The organism is Candidatus Flexifilum breve, assembly GCF_016713355.1.
Map to the genome: position 1 here is coordinate 36836 of NZ_JADJPI010000028.1, position 13166 is coordinate 50001.

Consider the following 13166-nt stretch of genomic DNA (forward strand, 5'->3'; position numbering starts at 1 on the left):
CCAAATTCGAGGGGAGCCAGCAGCGTCTGCCAAGCCGAACAGGTCTTCGTAGGGACGCGATCTAAGCCAATGACCGTTTGTCAGCCAAAGGACAAGGCAGGCCGGTCAGTGCGTCGACTGCCGTGAAAACGGGTTACCTGTCGGTCTTGGGCGTTTGCGGACGCGATAAATCGCGTCCCTACACAACCACACTTTTCTCGTAGGGACGCAATTATGCAGTTTAACTTATGAATACGGAGATCCCGGACGTAGGGGAGGGGCAGTGTCCCCTCCCGTTCATGGGCGACCACATAGGGTCGCCCCTACAGCCCATATCCGCGATCATTCGTTTAATGGCACAATCGCGTCCGTTGTTCTAGAGGGACTACGTCGCGGCACTGTCGCTGTGCTCGGCCTCTTTCCGCACGCCGCCCGTGAGATACGAAATGCCAACCCACATGGCGCGGGAGCGGCTGTAGAAGATCGTAATGAACAGCACGTTGTAGATCACCCAGAAGAGCAGATGCGGCTCAAAGGGCGGATGCCACAGCGCATCGGCGAGGAAAAAGCCGCCCACGGTCGTCAGTTCCGCCACGCTCAGATTGATGTACATGCCGCCGACCGATTCGCCGTCTTCGCGTTCAAAGCGCACACCGCACACGGGACACACCTTGTTGTGCTTGAACAAGCCCGTGAAGATTTTTCCCTGCTCACAGTTGGGGCAGCGCAGCCGGAACGTCACCCACAGCACATGCGCCCATTTGCCAAAATCGCTCATGATTCACCTCTTCAGATTGGCTGCATCTTACACTGGGGATCAGCGGGGTTTCAAGGTGAGCCTAGCGCTGATTGAGGCGTTTACGGCGGTCGCGCCAATCGGGGAGCACGCGATCCATCAGTTTCCAGAAGCGCGGGCTGTGATTCAGTTCTTTGAGGTGGCACAGCTCATGCAGCACGACGTAGTCGATCAGCTCGACGGGCTGGTGAATCAGCCGCAGGTTGAGCGACACATTGCCTTTCGAACTGCAGCTCCCCCAGCGCGTCTTCATATCGCGGATTTTGAGCGGCGGAAAGGCGATGCCCCACGCCGCGACGCGGGGAAAGCAGGCCGTCAGGCGTTCGGCGAAGACGCGCTCAGCCTGCACGCGCAGCCAGCGATTCAGCAGGGCGGCGACGTGGTCGGTGTCGGTTGCGTCGCGCACAGAGACGATGATCTCGCCGCCGCCTAACTGGACGCGCTGGCGCTGACTCGTTTCGATACGCAAGGTGTAGCCTTCACCGAGATAACGCACGGTCGCCCCGGTGACGGACTGCGGCTCGACCGGGGGTGACGGCGGCGTCTGGCGGAACTGCTGCTGATGTTTGAGGATCCACGCGGCGCGCGTGTGCAGATGCGCTTCGATGAAGCGCAGATCGGTGTTGAGCGGCGCACGGACGATCACGCGTGTATCCGGGTAGACGTGAATCCCGAGCGTTTTGCGCCGGGAGAAGATCAGCTCGTAGTCAATCGTCGCGCTGCCGGACTGGAGGCGGCGCAGCTGCTTGGGCGATTTTTTAGTCCGCCCCGGGCGGTCCCCATCAAGCACTTCGGGGTCGTTTAGCATTGCAGCACGGATCAGCGGGAGCAGCGCCAGTTCGATGAGCAGCATCGACCCGACGATGACCAGCACAACAATCAGCAGCACGATACGCGCGGGTGACCAGAACGAAGGTCGATCCCCGACGTAGCCAATGGTGCGCGGGTCGTAGTCGGCGGGCGCATCGTCGCCCAACTCCTCAACATCGCGGTCGTCGGGATATTCGTCGTCGTCGATCCAATCATCGCGGCGATAGCTCATACAGCCTCCTTGTTCCGATCTTCTGGAAACACTGATGACAGTCACCTGACCGTCTACCACCATCGACGCGGCGCGCGCCCGGGTTTTTACACCCTGAACTGCGGACGGTTGAGCCGCCCCCGAATGAGATTCGCCGCCGCGACCACGCCGAGCGTGAGCAGCACGCCCTGCCGTTCCAGACCGCCCGCGCCTTCCGACGTGAACATGATCGGCACGGGAATGAAGGTCACGATGAAGACAATAATACTCAGAAGTCCGATCAGGCGCCGCCGTGGATCGAGCTTGGTGATCATATCGAGGGGCGTCGCGTAGATGCGCCCGAAGAAGAACAGCAGCACCACCCACAGCAGCCAGGCTTCGGTGAAGCGCAGCGTGAGGATGATGAGCACGCCCATCACCGGGATGTAGAGCATGCGCGCGCGTTCGCCCAGCAGCGAATAGATGATGTGCCCGCCGTCCAACTGGCCGATGGGCAGCAGGTTAATCCCCGTGAGCAGCAGGCCAAACCAGCCCGCCGTCGCCATCTGGTTGATGGTCACGTCGATGCCATCCGCGGGCAGGAAGCGCCCAAAGATCAGCGTTTTGGCCAGCGCATAGACCAGCGAATTGCCTTCCAGCGCGCCGCCCGGCGTGATCGGCCCGACATACGAGGTGCTCAGGCCGATGATCAGGATGGGGATAGTGAACAGGAAACCCATCAGCGGGCCGGACGCGCCAATGTCGAGCAGCGCTTTACGGTTGCGGATCGGTTCGCGCAGTTGGATGAACGCGCCCATCGTCCACGACAGGCTGATCATGGGCGCGGGGATGAAGTACGGCAGCGTCACCGAGACTTTATGGAAGCGCGCGGCAAAGTAGTGCCCGAACTCGTGCGCGCCAATGATCAGCATGACGCTGAGCGCGTAAGGTAGGCCGCGCCAGATCTGCGTGAGGAGGTTCTCGCCCACATAAGCGGCCAGCGCGGGATCGGACAGCTCTAACTCGCCGACGGCGATGAGCGTGCCGAGGATCAACACACTGATCAAGGTGGCGATGAACATGAACAGGTTGACCGTCCAGCCGCGTTCGCCGGGATGCACGCGCCCACTGAGGATGTGCACGACGTGCTTGCCGTTCGCCTCGCGGAAGATCGGCAGGTAGTTCAGCGGCTTGAGCACTTTGTCGAGGCGATCATAGGCCTGTTCCGAGTCGAACAGCAGCCGCCCTTCGAACGAGGCGAGCAAACCGCCGTTCAGTTCCGCGGGCATCTGCGCGTCGGGCGCAGGCGTTTGGTCGTCCGCCGGGACGATTTCGCGCTCGATCATGAGCACGGACATGACGATCTGGCGGAGTTCGTCGCGCACGGCGTTATTCTCGTGCGGGACATGACGCACCGACGACCGCAGGGCGGGACGATCATCGGTGGATGAGGCAGTTTCATTGAGCATGAAAACTCTCCGAGCGCGGACGCTTCAAGCGGCGTCTGTTGGTTGACAAATGATCAACGGACGCGGCTCAGCGCGTCCGTTGTAAGTCGCTTCGAGTGTAGCCGGGTTTGCTTAGGGCGGCGTGATAATCTGCCACGCGTCACCCTGCGGCAAGAGCTGCAAGACCGTGCCGTCCGTGCTGCTCACGTAGAGCGTCTCTTCGCCGTTGGTGACCGAGGTCTGCACGAAGCCGTCGAAGGCGAATTCCGGCTGGCTGGCCAAGCCGAGACGGTTGCGCACCGTGTCGTTGCCACGCCACACGAACCCGAGACGGCGCAGCGGCTGGTAGAAACCGGGCGGCGGCGCGAAACTCGGCTCAGATTCCGGGTGGATCGCCGGATCGAAGCGGTTGGGGATCGCAATCCAGCCTGGTTCGAAGCCGTCGTTGAAGAGCGAATACACGACTTCGTTCGCCTGAATATAGACCATGCGCCCCGCCTGGAACGGCTCTTCGATGATGTAAGTCTCCTGCGCTGCCCCGGTCGGGCATTCCTGCGGCGGGGGCTGGAAAAACCACACATCCGGGCACGCCAGCGGAATGGTCAGCGTTTGCTCGACGCGGTTATCGCCGTCGCCCGCCGTGAGCAAAAACTCCAGTGCGCCGCGATCAGCGCGGCGGGTGGGGATATTCAGGCTGCCATCCGCCGCGACCTGCCACACCTGATTGCGCACGCCGCGCTCCACCCGGTAGATGTTGGCGGCGGTCGTGCCGCGCGTCGACCAGTAGAGCGTCACCGTGTCACCGGGGGCGACCGCCGCCGCGCCTGCTGTGAAAAACTCGATGCGCGGCGCGTTCGGGTTGAATGGACGTGTCGAGGTAGCGGCCTGCGCCACTAACGTCACCGCCTGACCGAAGAGCGGCGTGGGCGAAGGCCCGCCCGTCGCCGTGGCCGGCATGGGACTCGGTGGCTGCGTCGGCGTGACGTTACGCGCCGGGGTGCGCGTGGGCGCAGCGGTCGGCGTGGCCGTGGCGGTCGGCTGGGCGGTGGGCACAATCGGCGCGATGCTCGCCCCGCAGCCCGCCGCGATCAGCATGACCAAACAGAGACAATAGGTTGTGATCCGCCGCATTCCGTTTGATCCTCTGTGCCTGCCGACCCCACCCCCAACCCCTCCCCGAATTCAGGGAGGGGAGCAAGCAGAATCGCCGCACCGTTGACATCTTTACTCTGCGTTCTCTGTGTTTCAGTGCTCTTATCGCTGCAAGATTCGGTCGCCCGAGGCCGTGATGATGGGCAGATCGGTCAGGCGTCCGGTGATGGTCAGCACGCAGCGCGCCACCCACCCGCGCGTTTCGCCGACCTGCACCTGCACCCACATGTCGAGATCGTTCTGGAAGTCGGGCGTGCATTCGCGCCCGCGTTCCCAACCGTTCCAGCCGACGATGTCGATCAAGCGCCCGGTGCCGAGCCGCCCGATGCGCGGAAATTCGAGGCCGGGGCCGGAGCGAATCGCCACCGGGCCGCGATCGGCGCGCCCGCCCACGCCCGTCAGGCTGATGGGGATGGGCGTCTCCATTGGCGTGGGCGTGGCGAGACCGAACGTATCGCCGAAGAGCGGCGTTTGGGTCGGCTGCACGTCCTGCGCGACCGTCAGCGGCGCGAGCATGAACAGCAGCGCCAGCGTGGCGAACGAAGCGATCCAGAGCAAGTGAGATGGTTTCAGTTTGCGCATACATCAAGCCTTTTCCGGCAATAACTCAAACTGCTGAATGTGCTTGGGACGGATCAGGCTGAAATCGCGCCGATCGAGGGTCAAAACCCGCGTGATGTTCAGGCGTTCCGCGACCGCCGCAATCGTAGCATCGACAAAATCCACGCGGGTATCAGCGTATTTTTGCAGAATTTCGGCGGTTCGCGCGACATCTTCATCAGCCAATGGGATGAGACGGTAACGGGTATTGGGAAATCGTGCAAGGAAAAATGATGCGGTCAAATTCCCGTAACGTTTGGTGAGAAAATAGCCGATTTCCGCCAACGTGGTTTGAGGAAGATAAATCGGTTGATGGAGAACGATAAATCGCAAGACTCGGTTCGTGGAACTCATCATGAATGTCAAAAACGGCGATCCACGAAACTCGTGTCTGCGACAGCGATCATTCATCATCTCGTTTCTGCGTCCAGCCCCAAACGGGTGACCTCCTCTTGCAGCATGCGCTTCGCTTTTACCAGAGATCGCCCGTCTCGCTGGAAAACAAACCAACTGCTGGGTCGTTTTCTTCGCTGTAATCCGGCGGCAGGTCAGCAGATTGCATGGCAGTCTTGTACTTCACAACGTCGATATGTTCGATCAACTCGCGAATTTCGTCATCCGTCAATTGATCCAGCTTGGCGATGAGCTGTTCCTTTAGGCTGGGTGTACTCATGATGCACCTCTCTCACTTGTACCCATTCTAGCACAGGCTACCGGATGCTGATGCGACTGCCATCCGGTGTCTTTTCGACCGCGATATGCACCGGGAATTGATCACGCAGTTCTTCGATGTGCGTCACCACGAGGATGAGCGCGAATTCATCCTGCACGGCAGTGATCGCCTCGACCAGCTTGTTGCGCCCTTCGTCGTCCTGCGTGCCGAAACCCTCGTCGATGAACAGCGTGCGCAAATGCGCCCCCGCCCGCCGCGCCAGCATCTGCGAGAGCGCCACGCGGATGGCAAAGTTGATGCGGAACGCCTCGCCGCCGCTGAACAGCTCATAGGCGCGGGTGCCGAGTTCGTCGGCAATTTGAATGTCGAGCGTTTCGATCACGCCGCCGTCTTTGCGTTCGCGCTGCGTGGACATGGTCAGGTTCATGCGCCCGTCGGTCATGCGGGCGAGCAGACGGTTAGCGGTCACTTCGAGTTCGGGGATGGCCGTCTCGATGATCATGGCGGGGATGCCGTTCTTGCCGAACGCCTGCTTGAGTTCATCGTAGAGCGCGCGTTCTTCGCGGCGCGCGGCGAGGCGCGCTTCGAGATCGGCTTTCCGGACGCGCAGATCGTCCAGGGCGAGCAAATCCTGCCGCGCGCTGACCAGCTTATCGTAGGCGTTGCGTTCGGCGAGGCGCAGTTGGCGCACTTCGAGATCGCGCGTCTGATGCTCTTTGACCAGCGCTTCCAGCCCGCCGATCTCCGTGAGCAGTTCCGCCTGCGCCGCCGACTCGGTCGCCTGGGCTTCTTTGAGGCGTTCGCGCCTTAGTTCGGTGCCTTCGAGACCGGAACGCAAATCCGGCAGGGCCGCTAAGGCGACTTCGAGCTCTTTCTGGCGCGCTTCGTAGGCGCTGTAGGTCTGCAATTTGCGCTGAATTTCGTCGTGCGCGCCGCTGTCATAGCCGAGCGCGTCCCGTTCGGCGGTCAAATCGAGCAACTGCGCGCGGACTTCACCCGCGAACTGCTCGCCGTTGAGCTGACCGAGCGCCGCGTTAAGTTCCGCCTGCACCTGATCAAGCTGAAGCGCGGCCTCGTGCGCCTTCTCGACGCCTGCCGCCAGCGCGCCCGCTTGCTTTTCGAGCTGCGTCATGCGCTTGATTTCCAGCCCCATTTCCTGCAAGCGCCCGGAACTCCTGGCAAGTACCCCGCTCATGTCTTCGATGCGCGTTTTGCTGGCGCGGAACTGATCGCCCATCGCTTTGCCGTCCGCTTCGATCTCCGCGATCAGGTCGTCGCGCTGCGCTTCGCTCAACGGTTGACCGCACACCGGGCAGACCGCGCCATCGGCGGTGCGCAGACGGTTGCGCCGCTCCGCCAGCTTATCCATCTCCGCTTTGAGCGCGTTATTTTCGGCGGTGAGTTCGGAGCGGGTGCGCTCCATCTCGACGACTTCCGCCTGATACGCTTCGCGTGCGCCTTCGAGTTCCTGCAGCCCGGCGATCTCGGTTTGCAGCTTGAGCAGATCGTCGGTCTTGGCCGCCTTGATGACCTTCTCCAGATTTTTGACATCGGCCTCATAGCCGCTGATGACCTGCTTGAGTTCCGTCCGCGCCGCGTCGAGCTGGCGGTCGAGGCCGTGCCGCCGCGTTTCGAGGTCGCTCCACTGGCGCAGCTTGTCGGCCAGTTCATCCCCGGCGGCGCGCGCGGTTTGCAGTTCGAGGTAGCCCGCTTCGATGGCGCCCTGCTCCGCGATGATCGTTTCGTAGCTCTGGATGCGCGCCACCTGCCGCGTGATTTCGGCGTCGGCCTGCGCGAGGTCGGCGCTGATCTGCCGGAGGCGCGTTTCCAGCGCGGCGGCTTGATCGCGGGCGGTGCGCAGCGCGGCGGGCGCGTGCTCGACTTCTTTCAGGCGCGCTTCGGCATCAACGAGGCGCACTTCGGCGTCGTGCTGCGCGGCTTCGGCTTCCGCCAGCGCGGTGCGGAGCTGCGGCTCGTTGGCGAGATCGGCGATGATCTCCTTGATGCGCAGGTCAATGCTGCTGATGTCTTTTTCGAGCGTGTCGATCTGCTCTTTGGCGGCTTTTTCGTACTCGCCGAAGCGGTTGAGGTTGAGGATTTCCGCCAGCATCTTCTTGCGTTCGCCCGGCGGCTTGAGCGTGAACGAATCGGCTTTGCCCTGCTGGATGAAGGCTGAATCGACAAAGGTGTCGTAGCCGATCTTGATGATCTCGTCGATTTTGGCCTGGGTCGCGCGGATGCTGCCCTGATTCATGTTGTTGCGCGTACCATCGGCGTTGAGCGAGAACAGCTCCAGCGACCCGGTGCTGGTTTTGCGCGCGCGCCGCCGCACCACCTGATAGATGATGCCTTCCTGCTCGAAGTCGAGCTGGATGTACATGTCGCCCTGACCCTGATGGATCAGCTCTTCGCCGGACGCGCCCGCGCGCGCTTTGCCCCACAGCGCGTAGGTCATGGCGTCGAGCAGCGACGACTTGCCCGCGCCGTTCATCCCCGTGAGGCAGGCGAGGTGCACGCCGTCGAAGCGAATGACATCCGGCGAGCGGTAGGCGAGAAAGTTTTTGATTTCGAGCTTGATGGGCAGCATATTTCACGTCGTCAGGTAATCCTTTAGATTAGCTTATGATAGCACAGATGGGCGGGGATTGCCCCTACAAACACCATTCGGGGGGGGGGCGGGGCGTCGGGGGGGCCCCGGGCGGGGGGCGACCGGGGCCCCCCCGGTGCCTGGCCAGACCACCAGGCGGGTTCCCTTCTGGAGCGATTTGATCGTCTAGTTCATCCCGCTGCCCGCAGATAGTGCGCCCAGTAGCCTTGATACGCGCCATAGTGGGCGGCAAGCTGACGTGTGATCGCCTCATCGCGGGGGACGCTGTAGCGCCGTGCCACCTGTTCCATGAGCCGCCATTCGGGCGCGTCGAGACGGTCCAGCCGACCGAGTGCGCGGATCAAGATGAACGATGAACCCCACGCGCCGATCCCCTTAATCCTTAGCAGCCATGCTTTGACCTCGTCGTAGTCCGCTTCCAGCAGCCACGCCGGATCGACGGTGGCGAAGGCACGCGACGCGGATTGGATGAACTCGGCACGGCGCATCAAACCGACGACCTGCTCCAAGTCGGTGATGCTCGCGCCGAGCACATCGTGCGCTTCTGGGAAGGCCGCGTAACGCCGTCCATCCACCTCCAGGACATCGCCATACGCCGCGACAAAGCGATCTTTGATCTGCTTGGCCTGCGGCATGCCCGTGCGCGTGCTCATGATCGCCCACGCGGCATTCTCGTAGGGGGTCAAAAACTTGACCTGATGATAGCCGTGCATCTGCTGGATGACCGGGGCGAACGCCGGATCAGCCTGCCCAAGGGCGTAGAACGGCGCGAGATCGTCGCCGATGCTCAGGAAGAAACCGATGCGCTGACTCAGCCTAGCGACGAGATCGGCGGGCAGCGGATCAGTGGAGAAGAGTTCAACCATGAGATGCGGCGCTTCGGTCGTCCCGGTGGAGCGCACGCGAAACACGACCGTCACGCCGTCGAGGCGAGTCGCCTTCGTGATCTGCATCCGGTCGAGGTTTTGCTCGCCCGCGGCGGGCATGAATTCGCCTAAAAAGGCGACTGACTTGGCGAAATCGAAGGGTGCGGTGGGGAACAATTCGACGGTGGTCGTATGCAGGTTCGGCATGGAGTCACTCCCTCAACAAATGGAATTGTTTCCACAATAGCATAGTCGAGTGACAACCCTATGTCAGCAGGGGAATGAAGCTAGTTTCCGATAGAATCAACCGCGTAGGGACGCCCTGTGGGGCGTCCGGTTGGGCGACGGGGCGGACGATGGGCCGACCCGCGTCTCTGTCAATGAAGGGTGCGGGCAGAGAGCACGGGGCGGGCATCAACCTTGATGAGGTGTCCCGATTCAGCCTGACGCGCCGCAGCGCGTCCCTACGCGGCGAGGATTTGGCGCTGAGCGAGCAGTGATGCGACCACGGTGCCCAGCAGTTCAAGTTGGGCTTTGTCTTCCGGCGTGAACAGCGCCCCGCGCGACCGCGGCGCGGTGAAGTTCAGTGTGCCGTACAACTCGCCGTTGACGATCAGCGGCGTGCCGAAATACGTTTCCACGCCCAATTCCCGGTAGCACGGGTGCGCGCGGTGCGCCGATTCGAGCATGTTGTCGATGGCGAGCGTATAGCGCAGCTTGAGCGTAATGTCGCAGTACGTGCGCGACAAGGTCATCACCGTGCCCGGCTTGAGCGGCACGCTGCTCGGAGCAACGTACTCCATCACCAACTCGCGCCCAAGGTGGCGGCTGATCGTCGCCTGAGTCAAGCCAAAGGTGTCGATGCCGAGCTGCAGCAGCGTCTGGATTTTGTCATCAATGGAGAAGCTCGGATTGAGGGCAAGCGCTTCGAGATAGGCGGCGGTGAAGGCAGTCGACATTGGGTAGCTCCATGAAGGTGACGGCGATGGTGTCGCCTTGTAATATACAGGCGATTGGCGTGCCCGACATCCACCAGCCGAACAACCCGAATGGCTAGATTTTTCTGGCCGAATGGGTAGGTACGGCTAATGCAGTTTAAGAAAAAGTCACGGATAACCCTCACCCCTCTCCCACGCAAGCGGGGAGAGGGGGGGGGCGAGGCATGCTGTTTTTCTCTGGATTGGACGAAAAGCCTGCCATCGTGAAAGCAAAAGAAGGTTTTAGGAATAGGGTGACGGTTGTTTTGCGAGGACGAGGCATGCCTGTCCCTAAGTGAAAACCTACCCCTGTTAGGGCCGGGGTGGGGTTAGAACTCCGTGTTCATAAGTTAAACTGTATAAGGAGAGGGACTTGACGCACCGGAGGGAGGGGCGGGGGGTGAGGTTAAAGACGAACCTGACCCTAAATCCCGCAAAAGCGCGCCTCACCCTAAATCCCTCTCCCAAGGGAGAGGGACTTGATAGCCGGGGTTGGGGGTGAGGCGGCTGGCGACCTCAGGTCAACTCCAGATTCACCGATTCGCGGCGGGTGGGGAGGTCTTCGCCCGGCAGCGCGGCGTAGTAGTGCGGCGGCGCGTAATCTTTGGTGAACAGGCTGCTGACGAAATGCTGCCCGCGGTTATCAATGGCGTACAGCGTGATCCCCTTGGTGAAGTCGCGCAGATAGCTGAGGTCGGCCATCGCCGTGCGCGCGGCTTCTTCGACCGACTGCCCCATCTGCAGGTAGGCGACGACGGCGCGCGCCAGCCCGCTGCGGATGGCGATCTCGCCCATGCCGGTACAGGCCGCCGCGCCATAGCGGTTGTCGGCGTAGAAGCCTGCCCCGGCGATCGGCGTGTCGCCGAGCCGACCGGGATACTTCCACGCCCACCCGCTCGTGCTGGTCGCCACGGCGATGTCACCGTTGGCATCCTGCGCGAGATAGACGGTCGTCCCACCGGACTTGCGCGGGTCGCGCCCGTGGTAGACCGCGTCGATCAAGTTGTCGCCGCGCTGCGGATCAAAGTTGTGCTCGGCGCACCACGCGATCCACTTGTCACGCATCGCATCGGTGAGCAGTTCGCCCCGCTCCGCGCCGATTTCAGCGGCAAAACGCGCCGCGCCAGCACCGACCAGCAGCACATGCGGCAGGCGTTCGCGCACGGCATAGGCGACGCTGACCGGATGGATAAAGCCGGTCAGCGCGCCGACCGCGCCGCTGGAACGGTCGCGCCCATCCATCACCCCGGCGTCGACTTCGACTACGCCGAGCGCGTTGGGGAAGCCGCCCACGCCCACCGACCAATCGGCGAGATTTGCCTCAACAGCGCGGATGCCCTGCTCCAGCGCTTCCAAGGCCGATTTGCCCGCTTGCAGCAGCCGCCAAGTGATCGCCGTGCCGCTGTTTTCAAAATCCCCCGCGACGAGAATCATCGTCAATATCCTTTTCAGAGTGCCTAGATGTAACGGATGCGCCTCTGACAATAACTTGTTTCCCCGGTAAATGTCACCCCTGGAGCGCGCAATCTTCTAGCACCCATAAGTAAAAGTGATACGAGAACATAAGCCATTTAGCAGATGGTAAAGGCTCACTCCGGGAATATGATTCGTGATAGAAAGTACAAACAGAGTTCGTCAGGAATTTATATGGACGCATTAACGCTGGCTCGGCTGCAATTTGGCATCACGACCGTCTATCATTTCTTCTTTGTTCCCCTCAGCATCGGCCTCTCTATCATTGTGGCGCTGATGCAAACCCAGTACACCCGCACAGGCAACGAGAAATACAAGGCCATGACCAAGTTCTGGGGCAAGCTGCTCCTGGTGAACTTCGCCATGGGGGTGGTGACGGGAATTGTGCAGGAATTTCAGTTTGGCATGAATTGGTCAGAATATTCGCGGTTTGTCGGCGACATTTTCGGCGCACCGCTGGCAGTCGAGGCGCTGGTCGCGTTCTTCATCGAATCGACCTTCCTCGGCGTGTGGATTTTCGGTTGGGACAAGCTCGGTAAGCGCGCGCACCTGGCGGCGATCTGGCTGGTCGCCTTCGCCTCGACGCTGTCGTCGTTCTGGATTCTGGTGGCGAATTCGTTCATGCAGAATCCGGTCGGCTACCGCATCGCGGAAAGCGGCCGCGCGGAGATGACCGACTTCATCGCCGTGATCACCAACCCGAATGTGCTGCTCCAGTTCCCGCATGTGGTGCTCGGCGCGCTGACGACGGGCGGCTTCTTCGTCCTCGGCATCAGCGCCTATCATCTGCTGCGCGGACGGCATGCCAACCTCGCCATGTTCAAGACTTCGGCGCAGATCGGCATGGTGATCGGCGCGGTGGCCGTGCTGGCGACGATGGGCTTTGGGCACGCGCAGGGTCAGCGGATGGCGGATACGCAGCCGATGAAGCTCGCCGCCGCCGAAGGGCTGTGGGAAAGTGAAGATCCCGCCGGGTTGTCGATGTTCCAGATCGGCAATGAAGCTGAACGCACGTCGGTGGTCAATATTCGCATCCCATCGCTGTTGAGCTTCCTGTCGTATAACACCACCGATGGCTTAGTCCACGGCATCAATGACCTGCAGGCGGAATATGAGCAGCAGTACGGTCCCGGCGACTATGCACCGCCCGCTATCTGGTTGACCTATTGGAGCTTCCGGGCGATGGTCGGCGCGGGCGCGCTGATGTTCGTGCTCGCCGTGCTCGGCATCGTCTTCGCGCGCAGCAATCGCCTGTCCACGAGCAAGTGGCTGCTGCGGCTGCTGGTGCTGGCGCTCTTCCTGCCCTACCTCGCCAATTCGACCGGCTGGATGCTGACCGAAGTTGGCCGCCAACCGTGGATCGTGCAGGGCTTGATGACGATTGATCAGGCGGTGTCACCCAACGTCACCCCGGCGATGCTGGCGATTTCGCTGGTCGGCTTCACGCTGATCTACGGCCTGCTCATGGTCGCGGACGTGTATCTGCTGCAAAAGTTCGCCCGCGACAAGGACAACGAAGGCCCGGCGCCGCAGACTGCACCCAAGACCGATCAATCCAAGACCGCGCTCAAGGGCGCGTACTAACGGAGACTCA

The 13166-nt window shown here is 61.8% G+C and carries 12 protein-coding genes; 1 reads left to right on the forward strand and 11 read right to left on the reverse strand.

Annotated features, from left to right (window positions below; genetic code table 11):
* Positions 1–364: 364 nt before the first annotated feature.
* From IPK17_RS21870 to IPK17_RS21920, 11 genes are all read right to left on the reverse strand, one after another.
* Positions 365–757, reverse strand: a complete 393-nt coding sequence (locus IPK17_RS21870; RefSeq protein ID WP_343419823.1) for a DUF983 domain-containing protein — start codon at positions 755–757, stop codon at positions 365–367.
* Between the two features lie 61 nt (positions 758–818).
* Positions 819–1817: a M48 family metallopeptidase gene (locus tag IPK17_RS21875; RefSeq protein ID WP_343419824.1), complete on the reverse strand. Its 999-nt coding sequence runs from the start codon at positions 1815–1817 to the stop codon at positions 819–821.
* Positions 1818–1903: 86 nt separating this feature from the next.
* Positions 1904–3244: a site-2 protease family protein gene (locus tag IPK17_RS21880; RefSeq protein ID WP_343419825.1), complete on the reverse strand. Its 1341-nt coding sequence runs from the start codon at positions 3242–3244 to the stop codon at positions 1904–1906.
* Between the two features lie 111 nt (positions 3245–3355).
* The gene (locus IPK17_RS21885; RefSeq protein ID WP_343419826.1) at positions 3356–4354 is read right to left on the reverse strand and encodes a hypothetical protein; all 999 of its coding nucleotides are present in this window, start codon (positions 4352–4354) and stop codon (positions 3356–3358) included.
* Positions 4355–4477: 123 nt separating this feature from the next.
* Positions 4478–4957 (reverse strand): SH3 domain-containing protein, encoded by a 480-nt coding sequence (locus IPK17_RS21890; RefSeq protein ID WP_343419827.1) that lies wholly within the window; start codon positions 4955–4957, stop codon positions 4478–4480.
* Between the two features lie 3 nt (positions 4958–4960).
* The gene (locus IPK17_RS21895) at positions 4961–5389 is read right to left on the reverse strand and encodes a type II toxin-antitoxin system VapC family toxin (RefSeq protein ID WP_343419828.1); all 429 of its coding nucleotides are present in this window, start codon (positions 5387–5389) and stop codon (positions 4961–4963) included.
* 58 nt (positions 5390–5447) lie between these two features.
* The gene (locus IPK17_RS21900; protein WP_343419829.1) at positions 5448–5648 is read right to left on the reverse strand and encodes a hypothetical protein; all 201 of its coding nucleotides are present in this window, start codon (positions 5646–5648) and stop codon (positions 5448–5450) included.
* Between the two features lie 37 nt (positions 5649–5685).
* Positions 5686–8235, reverse strand: a complete 2550-nt coding sequence (locus tag IPK17_RS21905) for an AAA family ATPase (protein ID WP_343419830.1) — start codon at positions 8233–8235, stop codon at positions 5686–5688.
* Positions 8236–8426: 191 nt separating this feature from the next.
* Entirely contained in the window at positions 8427–9329 is a 903-nt protein-coding gene (locus IPK17_RS21910; protein ID WP_343419831.1) for a DNA-3-methyladenine glycosylase family protein, read from the reverse strand.
* A 257-nt stretch (positions 9330–9586) separates the two neighbouring features.
* A complete protein-coding gene (locus IPK17_RS21915; protein WP_343419832.1) occupies positions 9587–10081 on the reverse strand; it encodes a GAF domain-containing protein in 495 nt (164 codons plus the stop codon).
* Between the two features lie 534 nt (positions 10082–10615).
* Positions 10616–11533 (reverse strand): isoaspartyl peptidase/L-asparaginase, encoded by a 918-nt coding sequence (locus IPK17_RS21920; RefSeq protein ID WP_343419833.1) that lies wholly within the window; start codon positions 11531–11533, stop codon positions 10616–10618.
* 213 nt (positions 11534–11746) lie between these two features.
* On the opposite strand from IPK17_RS21920, the gene IPK17_RS21925 reads away from it, so the two are divergent.
* Entirely contained in the window at positions 11747–13156 is a 1410-nt protein-coding gene (locus IPK17_RS21925; protein ID WP_343419834.1) for a cytochrome ubiquinol oxidase subunit I, read from the forward strand.
* The last annotated feature ends 10 nt before the right edge of the window (positions 13157–13166 follow it).